This is a genomic window from Jeotgalibacillus alimentarius (assembly GCF_000829445.1).
GTDB classification, from domain to species: domain Bacteria; phylum Bacillota; class Bacilli; order Bacillales; family Jeotgalibacillaceae; genus Jeotgalibacillus; species Jeotgalibacillus alimentarius.
This window is the reverse complement of record NZ_JXRQ01000030.1, coordinates 14,702-33,411: the sequence shown is the minus strand read 5'-3', so window position 1 is coordinate 33,411 and position 18,710 is coordinate 14,702. Positions and strand designations below refer to the sequence as shown.

General features: G+C 43.7%; 16 protein-coding genes. 8 read left to right on the top strand and 8 right to left on the bottom strand.

The window, feature by feature from the left end:
• Positions 1-10 precede the first annotated feature (10 nt).
• Positions 11-463 (bottom strand): MarR family winged helix-turn-helix transcriptional regulator, encoded by a 453-nt coding sequence (locus tag KP77_RS16600; RefSeq protein WP_041123876.1) that lies wholly within the window; start codon positions 461-463, stop codon positions 11-13.
• A 100-nt stretch (positions 464-563) separates the two neighbouring features.
• Between KP77_RS16600 and KP77_RS16595 the strand changes: the two genes are divergently transcribed.
• The gene (locus KP77_RS16595; RefSeq protein ID WP_041123875.1) at positions 564-950 is read left to right on the top strand and encodes a VOC family protein; all 387 of its coding nucleotides are present in this window, start codon (positions 564-566) and stop codon (positions 948-950) included.
• Between the two features lie 368 nt (positions 951-1,318).
• Here KP77_RS16595 and pdxA read toward each other — a convergent pair whose 3' ends face one another.
• The 4 genes from pdxA to KP77_RS16575 all read right to left on the bottom strand — a co-directional run bounded on the left by pdxA (position 1,319) and on the right by KP77_RS16575 (position 6,480).
• Positions 1,319-2,317, bottom strand: a complete 999-nt coding sequence (gene pdxA, locus KP77_RS16590; RefSeq protein ID WP_041123874.1) for a 4-hydroxythreonine-4-phosphate dehydrogenase PdxA — start codon at positions 2,315-2,317, stop codon at positions 1,319-1,321.
• Positions 2,307-3,608, bottom strand: coding sequence for a four-carbon acid sugar kinase family protein (locus KP77_RS16585; RefSeq protein ID WP_041123873.1), 1,302 nt, complete (start codon positions 3,606-3,608; stop codon positions 2,307-2,309). Before KP77_RS16585 ends, pdxA begins: the two co-directional genes overlap by 11 nt.
• 18 nt (positions 3,609-3,626) lie before the next feature.
• The gene (locus KP77_RS16580; RefSeq protein ID WP_041123872.1) at positions 3,627-4,631 is read right to left on the bottom strand and encodes a 2-keto-3-deoxygluconate permease; all 1,005 of its coding nucleotides are present in this window, start codon (positions 4,629-4,631) and stop codon (positions 3,627-3,629) included.
• 169 nt (positions 4,632-4,800) lie between these two features.
• Entirely contained in the window at positions 4,801-6,480 is a 1,680-nt protein-coding gene (locus KP77_RS16575; protein ID WP_235420749.1) for a sigma-54-dependent transcriptional regulator, read from the bottom strand.
• 189 nt (positions 6,481-6,669) lie between these two features.
• On the opposite strand from KP77_RS16575, the gene KP77_RS16570 reads away from it, so the two are divergent.
• A complete protein-coding gene (locus KP77_RS16570; protein WP_041123870.1) occupies positions 6,670-7,980 on the top strand; it encodes a M48 family metallopeptidase in 1,311 nt (436 codons plus the stop codon).
• A gap of 43 nt (positions 7,981-8,023) precedes the next feature.
• Here the strand turns inward: KP77_RS16570 and KP77_RS16565 are convergent, their stop codons facing one another.
• The 3 genes from KP77_RS16565 to KP77_RS16555 are packed head-to-tail and all read right to left on the bottom strand — an operon-like array spanning position 8,024 to position 9,727.
• Positions 8,024-8,779 (bottom strand): alpha/beta hydrolase, encoded by a 756-nt coding sequence (locus KP77_RS16565; RefSeq protein ID WP_041123869.1) that lies wholly within the window; start codon positions 8,777-8,779, stop codon positions 8,024-8,026.
• A 27-nt stretch (positions 8,780-8,806) separates the two neighbouring features.
• Positions 8,807-9,112 (bottom strand): nucleotide pyrophosphohydrolase, encoded by a 306-nt coding sequence (locus tag KP77_RS16560; protein ID WP_041123868.1) that lies wholly within the window; start codon positions 9,110-9,112, stop codon positions 8,807-8,809.
• A gap of 45 nt (positions 9,113-9,157) precedes the next feature.
• A complete protein-coding gene (locus KP77_RS16555; protein WP_041123867.1) occupies positions 9,158-9,727 on the bottom strand; it encodes a sugar O-acetyltransferase in 570 nt (189 codons plus the stop codon).
• A 136-nt stretch (positions 9,728-9,863) separates the two neighbouring features.
• On the opposite strand from KP77_RS16555, the gene KP77_RS16550 reads away from it, so the two are divergent.
• From KP77_RS16550 to KP77_RS17910, 6 genes are all read left to right on the top strand, one after another.
• Positions 9,864-10,931 (top strand): M42 family metallopeptidase, encoded by a 1,068-nt coding sequence (locus KP77_RS16550; protein WP_041123866.1) that lies wholly within the window; start codon positions 9,864-9,866, stop codon positions 10,929-10,931.
• 178 nt (positions 10,932-11,109) lie between these two features.
• Entirely contained in the window at positions 11,110-12,249 is a 1,140-nt protein-coding gene (locus KP77_RS16545) for a M50 family metallopeptidase (RefSeq protein WP_041123865.1), read from the top strand.
• Between the two features lie 257 nt (positions 12,250-12,506).
• Positions 12,507-13,931 (top strand): Na+/H+ antiporter NhaC, encoded by a 1,425-nt coding sequence (gene nhaC, locus KP77_RS16535; RefSeq protein WP_235420745.1) that lies wholly within the window; start codon positions 12,507-12,509, stop codon positions 13,929-13,931.
• A gap of 684 nt (positions 13,932-14,615) precedes the next feature.
• Positions 14,616-16,049: a group II intron reverse transcriptase/maturase gene (gene ltrA, locus KP77_RS16530; protein WP_041123863.1), complete on the top strand. Its 1,434-nt coding sequence runs from the start codon at positions 14,616-14,618 to the stop codon at positions 16,047-16,049.
• Between the two features lie 269 nt (positions 16,050-16,318).
• On the top strand, positions 16,319-17,050 hold the full coding sequence (locus tag KP77_RS16525; protein ID WP_041123862.1) for a sulfite exporter TauE/SafE family protein: 732 nt from the start codon (positions 16,319-16,321) through the stop codon (positions 17,048-17,050).
• Positions 17,051-17,394: 344 nt separating this feature from the next.
• Entirely contained in the window at positions 17,395-18,567 is a 1,173-nt protein-coding gene (locus KP77_RS17910; protein ID WP_084218760.1) for an MFS transporter, read from the top strand.
• The last annotated feature ends 143 nt before the right edge of the window (positions 18,568-18,710 follow it).

The window sequence follows — 18,710 nt, the reverse complement described above, 5'->3', positions numbered from 1 at the left end:
TCCTAAGCAGTCAGTACATGCGTTTATGTCCTTTTTTAACTGATTCCCAGTCTTTTTCGATGTTTTTTCTTACTTTTTCAAGCGCTTCAGCAAGCACCTCAGTTTCCTGATCAGAGAATCCCTCTAATGCAATCTGATTCGAGTATTTGTGTTCCCTCATAATGAAAGGATAGATTTCCAAACCCTTATTAGCAGGGAAGATTCGTCTGATTTTTTTATTATCAGGATCAGCTTTTTTTATAATAAAACCATGCTTCTCAAGTTTTTCGACTGCACGTGCAGCAGTGGTTCTATCAACCTTAATCATTTCAGCCAGTTTTTCCTGAATGATGCCGGGATGTTCACAAATGCGTACAAGATATAAGTATTGACCCTTCGTTAGATCATGCGCTTTGAACTCAATATTACTAATTGAATCCAGTGCTCTCGCTATCATTCCAATTTCCCGAAGAATATCTTTCATTACTGTCTCCTTTTCTTTTTATTGTAAATGCAATATAATCTCATAAACTTAATTTATCACTTTTTGTTGTAAATGCAACAAAAATATTAGGGGTGACATTATGCTTCATCATGTTGAGCTATATGTATCAAACTTAAAAAAATCCACTGAGTTCTGGGGCTGGCTGCTTGAGGAACTTGGGTACGAATTGTTCCAGGAATGGGAGAACGGGCGGAGCTGGAAGTATAGTGAGACGTACCTTGTATTTGTTCAGACTGAAGATGCGTACATGGACGTTCCTTATCATCGTAAGCGCACAGGTCTTAACCACTTGTCCTTTCATGCAGATTCCCGAAAGCACGTGGATCAGCTGACAGATCAGCTGAAAGCTAAAGGCATATCAATTTTATATGAAGACCGTCACCCTTTTGCAGGCGGAGAGAATCATTATGCAGTGTTTTTTGAGGATCCTGACCGGATGAAGGTGGAAGTTGTGGCACCCGACTAATGAAAAAAGACAGATCAGCAGCCTAAAGTGCAGAATATGGACTTAAGTTTAAGGACTGTTGTCTCGAAATCATGTATTCACCCACTTTCAATTCGTTACGATTATTATAAACAAAAAAGAAAGATGACGCTCTGTTTTCTTAAGCGTCATCTTCCTTTTGGTTATAAGAGTGTTATTGAAAACGTAGGTTTATTGTAGCGGAAGGCGTGGACTCCGGGACGATTAGCGGGATAGCTGAGACCCCGCAACCGAAGGTGAGGAGGCTCAGCGACCGCCGTCCGGAAAGCCTACGCCTGGAGCGTAAATGAACCGGTCCCTTTTAGAGACTTTTTCAGTGCCCTCCAGCAGCCTGATCTGTCTTTTTTCATCTATTTTTCCGGAGCCAGCTCAATTGCCTGACGAAGCGCTTCGATCATACTGCCTTCATCTGCAATCCCTTTGCCTGCAATATCAAAAGCCGTACCGTGATCCACGCTTGTCCGTATAATGGGCAGTCCTACTGTAATGTTGACGCCTGATTCAAGGCCAAGTACTTTAATTGGTCCATGTCCCTGATCGTGATACATCGCGACCACGATATCGAAGTCACCGCGCTGGGCACGGAAGAACAGTGTGTCAGCAGGGAGGGGACCTTCTACATCAATTCCTTTTGCTGTGGCTTCATTTACAGCGGGAATAATTTTTTCTTCTTCCTCTCCATAACCGAATAGACCGTTTTCCCCAGCGTGCGGGTTAATGCCGCATACACCGATCTTTGGTGATTGTATTCCTGACTTTGATAGTGTCTCATGAGCAAGCTCAATCACTTTCAGTACACGTTCAGGCTTAATCATATTAATGGCGTCAATTAATCCAACGTGCGTCGTAACATGAATCACCTTCAGTTTTGGTGAAGACAGCATCATTGAAAAGTCTGTCGTGCCAGTCAGATCTGCCAGGATTTCAGTATGTCCCGGGTACTGATGGCCGCCTTTATGGAGTGCCTCTTTATTGAGAGGAGCTGTGCAAATTGCATCGATTAACCCCTCATTTGCAAGTTCAATTGCTTTTTTTAAATATTGAAATGCTGCGTTTCCTGCTTCAGCTGACACCTCACCAAATGGAAGGTCAGCAGATAACAGGTCTAAGTCAAGGCAGTGAATGTCCCCGTACTGTGTATTGGTCAATGAATCCTGCTCGCTGATCCTCTTAACGGTGGTGCTGATGCCAATTGCTTCAGCAGCTTTTTCAAGACGTGAAGCATCGCCAATCACGATTGGATAGGCTTCTTCATATAAATGCTTATGCTGCAGGCTTTTTACAATGACTTCCGGTCCTACTCCGGCCCCGTCACCCATCGTAATGCCGATAATTGGTTTATTGCTCATAAATAGCCGCTCCTTTCAATTGGCACATTGCGCGGTAGATAGAATGTTCATCTCCAAAAGCCCCGGCTTTGGTTACCACTGTAACGGGTTTTTCAGTACCAATCAATTCTCCTGCCGGGATACCGGCTTCTATCTGTTTAATCAGTCTGATTCCGTTACCGCCCAGCAGTTTTGCTGTTTCTTTTGCAGTATCTCCACCTGTCAGTACAAAGCTGTTCAGGTGTTGACAGGAATGATATAGCGTCTGGACCATCGTACCAAGAGCTGTTGAAATCCGTTCGCCAATCTCATAGCTTGATAAACCGAGCTCCTGACCCCGTGTTTTCACATCTGCTCGGATTTGTGGATTAGATGGAACAAAAATCGCAATATGTTTTTGCCGGCTTAGTGCCTCTTCACACTTCTTGAGATAGTCTGCTTCTCTCTGTTTCCAATTGGAAGAAAAAATCTCAAGTGTATCAACTTCAATTCCTTCTACATCACTGCGTCCGGCAGCATATAGGACCTGCTGTTGAGTTACTTCAGACAGACTGCCGCAGACAGTTACGATCTGTTCAGCAGGCTCTATTTTTCTTAAAGAAGGAGCATGATGGAATGCAAGGATATCAGGGAGAACTTCCGCGAGCCCCGCTGATCCTGCCCATATCACATTGGATGAAAAACGGTTCATCCAGGCTGAGAACAGCTTCAAATCTTCTTCAGTTTCTGCATCGCACACGAGATAATCGATTCCCTGCTGTTTGAACGTCTGAACTTTTTCTATAAATGCTTCTTCAGTTGTCAATTCAGCTTTTCTAAGCAGTCCGGCAGCTACTCCAATTTCCTGTTCGATCAGTAAAGGAATAGAGGATTCAGTTACAGGGTGCTTAGGGTCTTTTGATATCTCGGTTTCTGATAATGGCTGACCTTTTATATAATGTATACCATCTAATGTTGTGCGATGCAGAGCAGGAAAAGCAGGTGTAATGAATAAAAATTCCGGTTGAAAGACATCCTTCACGGCTTTTAGCTCGGTACCAATGTGCCCTCTCAGGGTAGAATCCATTTTTTTATATATTGTTTGGTATCCGGCTTCTTTCAAAAAGCGTGCAGCTTCCGTCGTTTTTTCATACGCCTCCTGCTGAAGAAGCGCTCTTGCATTTGTGTCTATGACAATTCCGGAATCGAGTGTCTGAGCCTGATCAGTAAGATCAAACAGTACAGAGGTTGAAATGCCTTTTTCAGTCAGCTGCACACCGCTGTCATTTGCCCCGGTTAAATCATCTGCAATAATTCCGATCAGTTTTTCCATCTAAATCCCTCATTTAATCTAAGATGCTTGTGTCTTTGATTCCTTTGTTAAATAGTCTTCCGGCAATCGTACGCCTTTTTTCTCCAGCCTCTTCACCAGAAATGCAACGTACAAAGGAAGAAGTATAGCAGTTGTCACAGTTGAAGCTGCAACCTGTACTGTTGCAATATCAACATTCGCTGCAAATCCTGCACTTGCCGCTGCGATCGCTGCTGGTGTAGCCACCGCATTACCTGCAGTTGAACCTTCTGCTGCGCCAACGATGGGGTTCCATTTTAGTGCTTTAAATACGAAGTAGCCTGCTGTTCCTGTAACAAATACTGTCAGCAGTCCAAGTACGATCCCGGCAAGTCCGCCTTCAAGAATTGCGCCAAAGTTAATACCCATACCAAGTGCAAATGCGAAGAATGGAATTAACATTGAGCTTCCTTTATTCAGGAAATCCCGCATGTCTTCGTCAAGGTTACCTAAAACCATACCTACGACAATAGGAAGAAGTACAGAAATGAATGATGTAAACGAGAACAGTCCGTCTACAAATCCCATTGCACCAAAAATCGATAGCGCAACCATAGTAAGGAAAGGTCCGTCATTCAATGCCAGAAGTGAGTAAGCTGCACGGTCAGTTTTGTCTCCGTATTGTCCAACCAGTGCAACATAAAGGCCACCATTACTGTTCGTCATTGCTGCGATGACTGCGATCGGGGCAAGGCCAAGCCATAGCCCGTTATCACCTGCGAACATATACGCGATTAAACCGACAACTGCCCCAACAGCCCATTTTACTGTCAAAAGTGTTGCGCCTTTACCCAGGCTGACACCAACGTTTCTAAGGTTAATTTGTGCCCCTGTACATAACAGGAAAAGTGCAATCAATGTACCTGCCCCATCAACAAATAACTGCTGAGTGAAGTTTCCGATTCTGAGAAGGTCAGGTGCGATGGTGTTAAGTGTTGCAGCAAGCAACAATGGAACTACCATCATACCACCAGGAATACGGTCAAGTGTAGCTTTAATCTTCAATTTTGCCATCCCCTTTGTGAATAATTGATGAAATTTTAAATGTAAAGCGCTTTCAATAATTTATATTATACTCGAAAGTTTCTTCTTGCAACATAAATATTAAATTTAATTATTATATTTTAAATGTGTTGCAAAATGAAACATAAAAGAGACCCGTTAAAGGTCTCTTTTAGTCACTTAATTTACGCCATAATGTAGACCGGTTGATGCCAAGTCTCTTAGCAGCCTTGGACTGGTTGCCGTCTTCTTCCTGCAGGACCTGCAAAATCATGCGTCTTTCCATTTCTTTCAGCGTGATACTTGTATCCATTTGTAATGAAACCTGCATCTTCTTCTTCGTCTGAAGGAGATGCTCAACCTGTTCTTTCTCAATAAAATAACCTGCAGATATTCTGCTTAACTCATGGATCGTCTGTTTCAGTTCAATTAAATTTCCAGGCCACTCATATTGCTGAAGTGATGTCATTGCGTCTTTTTTAATGCCCAGTGTCTCGCTCCCGCTATCAGCATGAAAAGCTGTTAAAAAGTAATTTGCAAAAGCAGGAATATCGTCTTTTCTTAAAGATAGAGGTAGCAGATGAATGTACTCTCCAACTGCCACTGCGTCAGTCGTATAGTGATCTAGAATATAGATGATCTGATAGGAAGCTGACTGAGATTGTATGATGTTGTTTAGTTGTTCCTGCAGCTTGTCATGCATAAGTGCAGACTGATGCACTAATATGGTGGCTGACTGAAGCGGGCGAAGGGTATGCGCCAGGAATGCAGCATCGTCGTTAGTGAAATCAGCTCCATTGATTGAAATCAGCGGTACATGACTTCCGAATTGTTCAACGTGAAGCAATACAGCCAGTGCGGATCTGCCTGTCCCGGCTGCCCCGGTGATATATACAGGAGATCGGTGCTGTGACAGTTTTGTAATTTGTCTTTTTAACCCCTGTGTAAAATCACTGTCCCCAATTAGAGGGAGGGGCTTGACTGCATATTGAACCGATATAGAATCAGACATCGCACCAGGTGCAGAGGGATAAAACATCAAGCCTGCAGTATGGCTGTTCACACGGAACAAATGGACCGCATAGTATGCTTCTTCAGTTGAATAAGCTGACCAGTAACTTTTTCCGCTTTCAAGGAGATCTGTAATGTCCTGTTGTAACGCAGCGTATGTCATCTTTTCCTTGAAATCAGCAGATATAAACACATCATTATGTTCAACAATCTCAGCCCGCTCATTTAAGAGTGCGAGAGGGTAAGGGAAGTACTCAAACATTTCGTGAAGCAAGCTGAAATTATGCTTCACTTTCTTCGAGAGTAAAAAAGCTCTTCGGCCTTCTTCAACTGCCTGTAACAATGCTTCTTTACCTGATGTAATCAATACGCCCTGCAGCCCGAGTGATTCAGCTACCTGAACAGTAATAACATCTCCTATGACGATTTGAAATCCATTTGCTTTTAGTGCTTCAAGCATCGGCTTAACGTCTCCGCTCGCATGTACTGTCTTAACCTCTACGTCATACTCCAGAATATTGCACAATGTCGCTGCACCATGCGTAATAGGTGAAAAGCCTACTAAAGCTACTTTTTTATCAATATTTTTAATGAGTGTGAATACCCGTAACATATCGTACCCGGTAATATCTATATGAATAACAGGGAGGGAAACAGCCTTTTCAATTGCAGAAGCTGTTCCACCGCGGCTGATCAGGATGTCATATCCTTCGTCTTCAGCCTGACGCGCATATTTTTCTCCATCTTCCAGATTTGCTACTTTTATATCCAACATGACATCAGACGGCAGTGTCAGTTGTTTACTGATTTCTGCCATTCCATTATATGGGGCGATTAACATTGCTTTCACAATTTCGACTCCTAACGTGTTGCATATTTAAACACTTTTATTATGACACATGCATCTCCTCACTGTCACTTAATTATGAAATCATTCACTCTATCGGTATTTTGTCAAAAAAATCAGAAAACCATTCATTTTAATCTGTCAATATATTACACTATAAAAAAGCACATCGGAGGGGAACGGATGGAGGCTGCAGTAAAAATAGAGGTATGTTCGTCATGTGGTGAAGAGATTGAGGTTGTGCCCGGCTATGTGAAGTGGTGTGAATACTGTCTTGACCAGGTTCATGAGAGAAAGTATGAAAAACCGCCAAAGCACTGGATGGCAAGGGTTTTTGACTGGCTTGGGCGGAAACAGGGGAAGCAGCTGTTTGAAGCAGTGCGCTCACACCAGACAGAAAAGCCTGGCATCACTATTAAAACGATCATAGCGTTTATCATGGCAACTTTGATCCATATGACGAGTCTGCTGCTATTCGGTGTTGCAGTTTACTGTCTGATCGCATTAAATCAGAATATAGCTGCTATTTTTGCAGGTGTGGTGCTGCTTGCGATTTCATGGCTGGCGCGCCCAAGAGTGCAAAAGCTTGAAAAGGATGAAATTGTGCATACAGCAGACGAGCTGCCGGAGTTATTTGATCTGATTGATGAGGTTAGAATTGCGCTTGGCAGTCCAAAGATTGATGGGGTGGTCATTAACGGTGATTATAATGCGTCAATTGGTTATTACGGATGGAAAAAGCGGGCTATTTTAAAAATCGGATCCTCATTATGGACAGTGCTTGATCACGAAGAGCGGACGGCTATGCTCAGTCATGAGATCGGGCATCTGGTCAATGGAGACCTGAACCGGCACGGCTATATCGGATCAGCGCTTTTTACTGCCTATACATGGGTTCATGTATTAATCCCGGAGCGTAAAACCGTATATGATATGGGACTGCTGGATTATATGGATGAGATTAACCCTGTGGGGCTGGGGCCGTTGAACTGGCTCAGTCAGCAGATACAGCGTGTACTGGCTTTCTTTCCAAAAGTACTCTTTTTAACACTCTTATATCTGCTATATCAAAACATGCAGCGTGCTGAATATTATGCTGATCAGCTGGCAGCATCAGTTGCAGGAAGGGAAGCATTGATTGGCACGCTTAAAAAGCTTGAGTACAGTGAAACCTATCTTTACAGCCTCAGAAAAACGGTGATTGCAAATGACAATACTCATTTTCTGACTGAACTCAAAGAACAATTCAATCTTATGCCGGCAAAAGAAAAGCTCAGGATCCAGAAGATCTCAGAGCTTGAAAAGGCAAGGGCTGATGATACCCACCCGCCAACGGCCTATCGCTTGCAATATATTGAATCCAGAAAACAGCACAAGCCTCTTATCACAACAGACTCAGCGCGTATGAAAAGGATTGAGCTTGAGCTCGCAGCCTATCATGAGAAAGCTGCGAATGAAATGGTCGAGCTATACCGCTACTATAATTATTCATGACAATAAAACCGCTGCCCTCTCAGGCGGCGGTTTTCCTGCTTATTCACAGCCACTCAAGCACGCGCTTGATCTTCATATCCCAATAAGCCCAGTTATGATCTCCGGGCTCTTCTTCATAAGTCAGGTCCAGGCCGTGTTCTTCTGCAAGCTTCTTAAAACGAATATTATCTTCATATAGAAAATCCTCTGTGCCACACGCCTGAAAAAGCCTTGGCAGATCTCCGGATGCCGTTTTCACCAGGTGTAACAAGTCATTTTCAGTCCCGGTAAGGTCTGCGTGATCACCGAAGGCATTGTCGTACTTTCTGTCTTTTTGCACACGGTCCGCCATATCCAGGGCACCTGAGAGGGAAGCTGCTGCCGCAAATTTTTCAGGCTTCCGGAGTGCGAGCTTAAAGGCACCATATCCGCCCATTGACAGCCCTGCAGCATATGTATCTTCTCTTTTCGCCGACACAGGAAATGTCGCTTCGATAAAAGCCGGCAGCTCTTCACTGATATACGTCCAGTAAGCATGGCCGTGCTTCATATCTGTATACGCGCTGAGGTCTGCGCTCGGCATCACAACGGCAATTCCTTTTTCGTTTGCATACCGCTCAATTGAAGTCCGGCGCATCCAGCCGGAGTAATCATCTGAAGCACCATGCAGCAGATACATCACCGGAAACTTCCGGCTGCCGTATGAGTATGTATGTTCTTCCGATAGCACTTTCTGGTCTGCGCTGATAGGCAATACAACATTTAGAGACGTCTCAATGCCAAGCGCTGCAGAGGAAAGATTGATTTCAAATAAAGGCATGTGGGGTCACTCCTGTCTATTTAAAAGTTATTTTTTAACCGGATACTTGAGTCCATTCTTCTTAATTTTTTCTCTTATAATCTCCTCAACATCCAGCTCCAGTACGCTGCTGAGTGTGAGTGCATAGATCATGACATCAGCAATTTCATCCTTAATATTCTCAATATTCTGTTCAATCGCCTGTTCACTGCTTTTCCACTGAAAATCCTCGAGCAGTTCTGAGGCTTCAATTGATAGAGAAATCGCTAAATCTTTTGGATTATGTGCTTTTCCCCAGTTTCTTTCTTCACGAAAGTCGTTGATAGATTGAATGATTTCATCGATTTGATTCAATATTGTCAGTCCTTTGCCGATTATTTTTTTCTATATCCAGGAATGTCATATGGATTCAGGTTCAATGTCCTTAATTACTCTCGCCGGGTTCCCGCCTACCACAACATTGGCCGGTACATCTTTTGTTACGACAGCGCCGGAAGCAATCACTGCGTTATCTCCAACCCTGATTCCGGGGTTAATCACAGCATTACCGCCTATCCAAACGTTATTCCCAAAAGTAATCGGCTTTGCGTACTCTCTTCCCGAATTGCGCTCAACAGGATCAAGCGGGTGGGTTGCTGTATAGATCTGAACGCCCGGTGCAAGCATACAGTTGTCACCAAAACGCACCTCACATACATCTAAAATCGTACAATCAAAGTTAGCGAAAAAATTCTCGCCAACGTGCGTATTGTAACCATAGTCAAAGCGGATATTCGGTTCCATATATACGTGACTGCCGCTTGAACCAAGTAAATCCTTCAGCATCTTAACACGCTGCTCCCCTTCAGATTCAGTCGTCTGGTTAAACAATCTGACCTTTTTTCTCGCTTCTTCTCGCTCTTTCATTAAAATTGGATCAGCTGGATCATACATTTCGCCAGCGAGCATTTTTTCTTTTTCAGTTGTCATCTGGTTCACCTTTTCTGGATGGATTTTGTACCAGTTTCTCATTTTTGAAGATTGGTGGCTAGATTGAGGGTCGATATTTCGCTTTACTAAATAAAAGGATATAATACTCTTTAATACATTTAAAGGAGGAATCAGCATGCAGAAGCTCTTAGAACAATTAACTGCCCTGCACGGACCATGCGGCCATGAGCAGCCGGTCAGTAAATGGGTGAGAGATACGGTAAAGCCTTTAACAGATACTGTAAAGGTTGATGCGCTTGGCAATGTGATTGCAACGAAAAAGGGGACGAAGCCCGGACCGGTAATGGTCATGACAGCTCATATGGACGAGGTAGGTTTTATCATTAAAAAAATTGAAGAGAATGGCCTGTTGCGCTTCGAGAAGCTTGGAGGAAATGATGACCGGCTGCTGTTGACGCAGAAGGTTCAGCTGCGTACACGGACGGGGCTCCTGACTGGTGTAATCGGCAGTATTTCTGCACATTACGCAAAGTTTGATGATGCAGGAAAGGTGCGTAATCATCGACAATTATACATAGATATTGGTGTAAAAAATAAAGCACATGCGATTGAGCTTGGTGTTGAAGTGGGAACGCCTGTGACCTGGAAGCCGGATATGGAGTTTCTTGGTGATGAGACGACAGGGCGTTTTGTTGGGAAAGGTTTTGATGATCGTGCTGGATGTGCGGTGCTGATTCAGACGCTGCAGGAGCTGCAGAGAGAAGATTTTGCCGGGACAGTGACGGCTGTTTTCACGGTTCAGGAGGAGGTTGGCCTGCGCGGCGCACAGGTCGCCGCCAGACAGGTGGAGGCAGACGTTGCGATCGCGCTTGATACAACAGCGGTCAGTGATACACCAGAAGAGACGATGGATGCAACGCTTGCACTTGGCGCCGGCACAGGCATCAAAGTGCTTGATTTCAGTCTGATTTCTCACCCTGCTGTAAAAGAAAAGCTGATTCATTTAGCAAATGACAAAAAGATCTCTTACCAGCTTGAAGTATTCCCCGGCATTGGAACAGACGGAGGAGCGATGAGCTTAGCGAATCACGGTATCCCGACAGGCGTGCTGTCTATTCCGTCACGTTATGCACATTCACCGGTTGAAGTGATTGATATAGGGGATTTGAATGCAACGAAGGAATTGCTGAAGGCATTTGTTTTGGATTTGAGTGAGGAGAGTGGGTTTGGTTTTATTGGTTGATGGGATAAATTAGGTGGCTCGCTGGGGACGGAGTTGTGTGATTCATTTTTGTAATCATTCTAAAAATGGCACACATAACTCCGTCCCCGCTGTGCCGCCTTATCTATTTAATGAATCCTTTTCTCTACTAAACACGTACATAACTTAACAGATGTTTTCCGGGATAAGGAGGGACGCTATGACGCAGGTTACTGAAAAGAAAACGGTGCAGCCCAAGTCGAGGTTCAGGACGAAGGGAATACAGGCACTTTTTGGTCTTTTGATGGGTGCGATGATTTCATCTTTTGTTTTGCGTGAAGAAGTGACGATTACATTGACGGGTGTATTATTTATTTTGCTTATGGCTGTAATCAGTTTTATTGTCACTGTGATGATTCATGAGACAGGGCATGCGATCGGGGGAAAGCTTGGTGGCATGGAAGTGATGAATTTATCCTATGGTCCGCTTGTGTATGCGAAAGTAAACGGAAAAAGCCGGTTTTTCTTTAAGCTGCCGTCTCTCGGTTATATTGGCCGTGCGGTGATGCGTTTTCCTGAGCAGGTGTCTGACGAAGCAATGCGGAAAAAGCTGCTGCGTATGATCTATGCAGGGCCTGTTTCGAATATTATCACTGGTGGTGTAGCGCTTATCATTGGTTATTTTATTTGGCCGTCCGGCATTATTTTAACGTTTGCAATGGTCAGCCTGTTTCTTGGCCTGACAAACCTTGCGAGCATTGAAACGCCAGCCGGTGTAATGACTGATGGTAAAATAATTTCTATGTTAAAAGAAAGAGAGCCTGGTGCAGAGGTGATTCTTGTCAGCCACAAATTACTGCAGGAGGATCCGACGGGTGCTGGTCATTGGAAGAGAGAGACGGTTGAAAGGACAGAGCATATTATAAGACGTTATCCAGACAGGCCGCTCGCTGCCTTTTTACTAGTTACGATCGGTCCTTATTATTATGGGTCTGACCCGGCGCGTTTTCTTGAGCTGACCGATGGCAGAGTGTTTAAAAATAGAACGAATAAAGCAGTTGTGCTGCAGGATATGATTGATACAGCAGCAGCGACAGGGCTTTATTTTGCAGGAAAATTATGTGAAACGGATAATATTGAAGAAAAGCTTCAGCTGATCAGCGATAAAAATGAAGTGTCAGGCTATATGCGCGATGCTTACCTGGCGATTGTACGCGGCGAAAACTCACAGGCACTTGCTTCACTGGATCAGGCTGACCGTGCGATTGGAGAGTGGCATCCGCTTTATCTTGAAGGAGCAATCGAAAAAAAGGTAACGCAGGAGATCAGAAACAGCTTAAAAATAAATGAGGATCTATAAAAATCGGGCTGCCTCACAAGGACAGCCCGATTTTTTCTGCCAATATTGCGAACTTATATACAAATACAAAGTATTTCAGCGTATTTCTATGAATAATGGGAATGAACGTACGCTCAGCAAGCATAAGCATCATGATCATGAAAAAATAATAGAATATCAAAATTTACTGATAATTCAGGTTGGGCTATAATTTTATTACTCACGAGAAAAAATAATCACTATTTTAAAATAATAGTAGATGAAAAAGGAGTGGTTGGTTGGAACCCGATATTAAAAACGATATTCAAAAACCGTCATTTACGTATGCAATGCTGATGCTTGCAGCAGCGGTCGCTGTTGTATCAGTCGGTATTTTAGTATTCGATGCACCTATTCAAATTCTGATGTTTATCAGTATGCTTGTGGTGATGCCGTTTATGTTAAAGCTCGGCTTTACTTATAAGCAGATTGAGAAATCCATGTTTGAATCGATGGGGAAGGCGCTTCAGCCTGTACTGATTCTTTTAACCGTCGGAATTTTAATTGGTGCATGGATCGCGTCAGGAACTGTACCCACACTGATTTACTACGGTGTAGAAGCGATTTCGCCACAGTATTTCCTGGTCACGACGCTGTTATTCTGTTCACTTGTTGCAGTGGCAACCGGTACGTCATGGGGAACGATCGGTACTGCCGGAATTGCGATGATGGGTGTTGGTGCAGCGCTTGGTATTCCTGCAGGGATCACAGCAGGTGCCATTGTCAGTGGGGCTTACTTTGGAGATAAGATGTCGCCACTGTCAGATACAACAAACCTCGCACCGGCTGTAACCGGTGGAGACCTTTTCTCGCATATCAGACATATGCTCTGGACAACTGTTCCGGCGTATATTATTACCGCAATTATTTTCACAGTGATTGGCCTTCAATATAATGGTTCAGTCAATGCTGAATCTGTTGCACAGATGACTACTTATCTGAGTGAAAACTTCAGTCTCGGTCTTGTGCCGTTAATTCCTGTTGTTGTACTAATTGCACTGCTGATGATGAAAAAGCCGGCAATTCCTGCAATCTTTATCGGAGCTGCCACTGGCGGTGTCGTGGCGATTTTTGCACAGGGATTTAGTTTCAGTGAAACAATCGCTACATTTTATAACGGTTACACAGTTGAATCTGGTATCGAAATCGTAGACAGCCTGCTGATCCGCGGTGGACTTGTCAGTATGCTTGCACTTGTTGCGCTATTCTTATTTGCCCTTGGACTTGGCGGTATGCTTGCTGAAGCAGGTGTACTTGAAGCGATGATCGCTTCGTTTGCTGAAAAAATTCAGCATACTGGCGTACTGGTTGCAGTGACAAGTATTGTCAGCTACTTCACCCTGGCAATCGGTGGATCAGTCTACTTCTCTACTGTGATGGGTGGAACGCTGATGAAGCCGATATTTGACAGGCTGAACCTGAAGCCTGAAAACCTGTCACGTGTGCTTGAAGATACCGGTACACAAAGTGCCGCACTCCTTCCTTGGACGGGAAGCGGACTATACACAGCAGGCGCACTCGGTGTTGCAACCGTCGCTTACCTGCCGTTCTGTTTCCTTGCATTCGTCACACCGATCGTTTCGATCTTCTATGGAATTACCGGTCTGACAATGACAAAACAGGAAGATGATGATGTGCTTGAAAAAGATGCACAAACTGCATAATGGAATGATTGAAAAACCGCTCTGGAGAGGGCGGTTTTTTGTGCGATGGGCAGTCGCAAGGAGTGCTAGCTTAGCTGGCACTCTTCTTTTCTCTTTTCAGATAGAGACGTCATTTCGATGAAACGACTGGTTGAAGAAAAGAGAAATGAATCCCAGATGGTGGAAGTCCATCCCCGAGGAGACTGACCTAGCTCGGGAAGCTTAATCTAGGGCAATTCTTGTGAAAGGTTGTCTGAAGGAGATGCGGAAAATCGAGAGACCCGTAGGCGAATAGATAGACCCTAATGCAATAAGTGTGAAGCACGGCGGCGGGATAAGTTGGTGACTCTTCGAAAAGTGAGGAAACCCACTAACAGGCATTTTCTTTAGAAGTCAGATCGAGGGAATGTGACTTATTTCGTGATGGTGCAGGGTATGTCTAGAAGGGAAATGTGATGACCCCGTGAGGTTCTCTCTTTACCAAACAGGCAGGGTTCTAGTCTATAAGGGCAATCCGAAATGACAAAGAACGAGGGAGAATTCAGACGTTCTCATAGTACGGAAGTAGCTTCATGACCATAACGTGAGGTGAACGGAAGGGGAACGACCTATGGCTCCAAGTCATGGACGAGATGTAATGTCAACAAGCACGTTACTGCGGTAAAACCGTTTGAATGTACATCGAGAAAGGGCGTGGAATACGCAATGAATCAAGAGTGGAAATTTAAACTACACAGTGTTTATGGACAACTTCTATTTGACCGTAAATTAACTCAGAGCTTTGATCAGGTGAAAGCCAACAAAGGTGCTGGTGGAATTGACGGTGAAACGATTGAAAGCTATGACGCTAACTTAGAAAAGAACATTATGTCATTGTTAGATAAACTAAGAAGCAAAACCTATCAGCCTAGTCCAGTAAAAAGGGTGTATATTCCGAAGAAGGATGGTAAGAAACGCCCGTTGGGCATTCCTACAATTGAAGATCGAATTGTTCAACAGAGTGTAGTGAATGTGCTTCAGCCCGAGTTCGAAGATACTTTGTTTCATAACTGGTCAGTAGGATATCGACCAAACCGAGGTGTCCAAAGAGCACTTCAAATCATTTTATGGAACATTGAACAGGGATACAATCATATTTATGATTGCGATATTAAAGGGTTCTTTGATAATATCCCTCATCAAAAGCTGATGAACGTATTAAAGAAATACGTATCAGATAGAACCGTATTAGGGATGATTGAACAGTGGTTGAAAGCAGGTTTCATGGAAGAAGGGAAACTTATACATTCTGACTACGGGACACCGCAAGGTGGTGTCATTTCACCACTACTCGCAAATGTTTACCTGAATGAATTGGACTGGGAATGGGATTTACACAACATTCGGTTTGTCAGATACGCTGATGACTTCTTATTGTTTGCCAAATCAAAAGAAGCCATTGACGAAGCATCAGCCTTAACGAAATCAAAGTTAAAAGAGTTAAGGTTGGAAATCTCAAATGAGAAAACGAGAATGGTGGATTTTAAACATGATGACTTTGACTTCTTGGGGTTTACTTTCCATCACTGGAGACCGGGAAAGAAAGATCAAAAGCCTGTCTTTCATGTGACGCCTAAAGAAGAATCTATAAAAGATTTTCGTCTGAAAATCAAGGCGAAAACCCAAAAGACATTAACGCTTAGTAAAGAAGAATGGATTAAACGGGTTAACCCAATCATTCGAGGGAAAGTAAACTATTATGTGATGATTATTAAAGCGATAAAAGCAAACCATGAGCTAGGTCAGAAAAGCCGTTGTATCACACGATGGATGAGGAAAATGCTTCTTAACATAGATGGTTACATCAGGAAAAGACTGCGTGTGGCATTTATACATAAGCATCCAAACCAAAGGAAAGAGATGAAAATGCGATACAAATGGAATAATCGCTTCTTTATAGGCATTAAGCTGATCCCTAGCTACTGGTTATACCTGAATAAAGCTTTTGGGTACACATTAGAAGAGTATCTCGAAGAGATGAAAGGACGCACCGTCCGAAAACAACAAGGCGCCTACAGGCGTGCAAAAGAAAAAGGTGAAGAGTATTTCACTCCTCACCGACTCCAAAAGATGCAGAATGCCTGGAACGCATCCTCTTGATCAAACATTGTAACATATGGGTAAGCCGTATGCCTTAATAGGGCACGTACGGTTTGATAAGGGGGAAGCCACGAGAGTGGTTTCCCTACTTTATTGTGCGGCACAGGAGGGGCGGGCCAAATTTAGAATGATTATCAAAACAGCACAGTAACCTCCGTCCCCGCTGTGCCCCTCAAATCATAACCAAAACCAATCACAAACCATCACATTTATCAATTTTACTTATCCCATACCTCCTCATACAATAAAAGGTAAGAGGAGTGATCGATATGGACCTGCTTTGCATATTTCTCACAGGAGTGATCGCCACGACACTCGGTACCCTTGCAGGAGGAGGCGGGCTGATCAGTCTGCCCGTCATGTTACTTCTGGGTTTACCGGTGCACAGCGCGATTGGGGCGAATAAAGTATCTAACACTGTCAGCTCATTTTCAGCTTTTTTCTACCTTTTGCGTCATAAAAATATCAGCTTGAAAGAGTCATTATGGATCATTCCTTTCAGTCTGACAGGAGGGATCACAGGCGGGGTGATTGCGTCTGCACTGCAGGCTGAAAACCTGACGATGATTGCTGTTATCCTGTTAGTTTTTGCGTTAACTACATCGTTTTTTAATAAAAGTACGTTTGAACATGATCAGACTTTAAAGAAAAGTGGATTCGGTGCAGCAGGACTTTACGGTATTGGGATCTATGATGGTTTGTTCGGGCCGGGTCAGGGGACACTTATGCTTTACCTCTTCAGCTGGCTGAAGGTCTCTTATGTAAAAGCAGTCGGGCTTGTGCGTCTCGCTACTTTTTCAAGCTGTTTCGGTGCAGCAGTTACTTATATTGCGGCGGGCCATATTATCTGGCCGCTAACCATCGCGCTGCTTGCGGGTTCATTTCTTGGCGCACAGGCGGGGGTGCGTCTGGCAAAACGTATGAAACCATCCCGGGTGAAGCCGCTTCTGAGAATCGTCACAGCAATATTGATCATTCAGCTGATCATTGACCGGGTTTAATATTTTTGCACTGTTAAAGGTGGCTGTTGATTTCCGCTTCAGGGGGAACGCTTTCCGCAGGGCGTGCGGTAAGCCTCCTCGACGCTTCTCCTGCTGGAGTCGTCCCCCTTCCGCTGCAATCAACAGCTGTGCTAAAACAACATTGTTCTTTAACATAGCTAAATTTTAAAATAAAAGGCTATACAATAATCTGAACATTCAGTCAAAGGTGTTATAATAAATGATAACCACCACATAAAGGAGGAGTTGCTTGTGAACACATATCCCCGTCCACCCAGTTAAAACATAGCACGTGAACCGCCGGAGAACCTCTCTTATCAATACAGGAGAGGGGCGGATAAACGATGAGTGCAAAACGGAATATCAGATTTATCTATTTCATTGGTTTTTTCTTTTCACTGATACCTGCGTATGTCATTGAACGGTTATTTTGGGAAATGCGCGGAATGTCTGTACTGGACGTTGTTTTAACAGAGATTATTTTCGGTATTGTAATGTTATCAATGGAAGTTCCGTCTGGCGTTCTGGCTGACCGGATTGGCAGGAAACCATTGATTGTGGCAGGAGTTTTTCTTGAAGGCATGATGTTTGCAGTGCTGCTAATCGCAGATTCTTTCTGGCAGTTCGGACTTGCAATTGGATTTGCAGCAGCAGGAGCAGCCTTTTTAAGCGGTGCTGAACATGCTTTACTTTATGATTCCCTGGCTGCGATTCATAAAGAAAAAAAGTTTGACTGGTACCTCGGCAGACTGCAGGCAGTGAGAATGATTTCATTATTTATTGCGGCTATGTCAGGAAGCTTTTTGGGCATGTATGTTCCATTGGAGGTCAATTACTGGTTGTCACTTATCAGTACAATGATTGCTTTCTTGCTGACATTCTTTTTAAAAGAGATTAAGCAGAAGAATAGTGAAGCTGCAGGTTCAATGTCACGCCAAATGACTGAAGCAGCCCGGTTTTTTGTCAGGCAGCCTGCTCTGGTTTACTTATTGCTTCTGGGTATTACAGTAGGGCTTGCAGCGGGATTTGTTGAGGAGTTCTGGCAACTCTATCTGACCGATGCAGGTGTTGGACTATCCTTTTTTGGGGTGTTTTACGGCATCATACTGATCGTTCAGATTCCGGGCGCGTTATTGGCCCACACATTAAGAAAGAAATTTGGCCGTGAATGCTTATTGAAGATTGTGATCCTTTCTGGTGCAGCTGCACTGATCTTTTCTGCTTTTCAGGTGAATTGGAGTGGAGCGGCAGCCATTATTATTTTTTTACTGGCAGCTGGAATGACTGAACCGCTTATCTTAGGTGCTCTCCATGAAAAAGCAGACGGCCGGATCAGAGCTACCCTGGAATCCTTCCAGTCACTGGTGTTTCATGCAGTGTTGATAGGAATTGGAACGGGTTTTGGTTATATCGCTATCAATTACACGCTAGCTACAGGTTTTATCTTTCTTGCGGTAATGAGTATCATTCCATTATTCATCAGACCAATTGGTAAATTGTATCATGGAAAAAGGTGAAAAGCAGTCTGCGGACTGCTTTTTTTCGTGTGAACCGTCTTCGTTCAAGTCATCAAATTAAATATAAATGAAATTAATTCTCAATTAAGTATTGATAATGGTTTTCAATTGTATTACAATCTTATTGCAAATGAAAATCATTA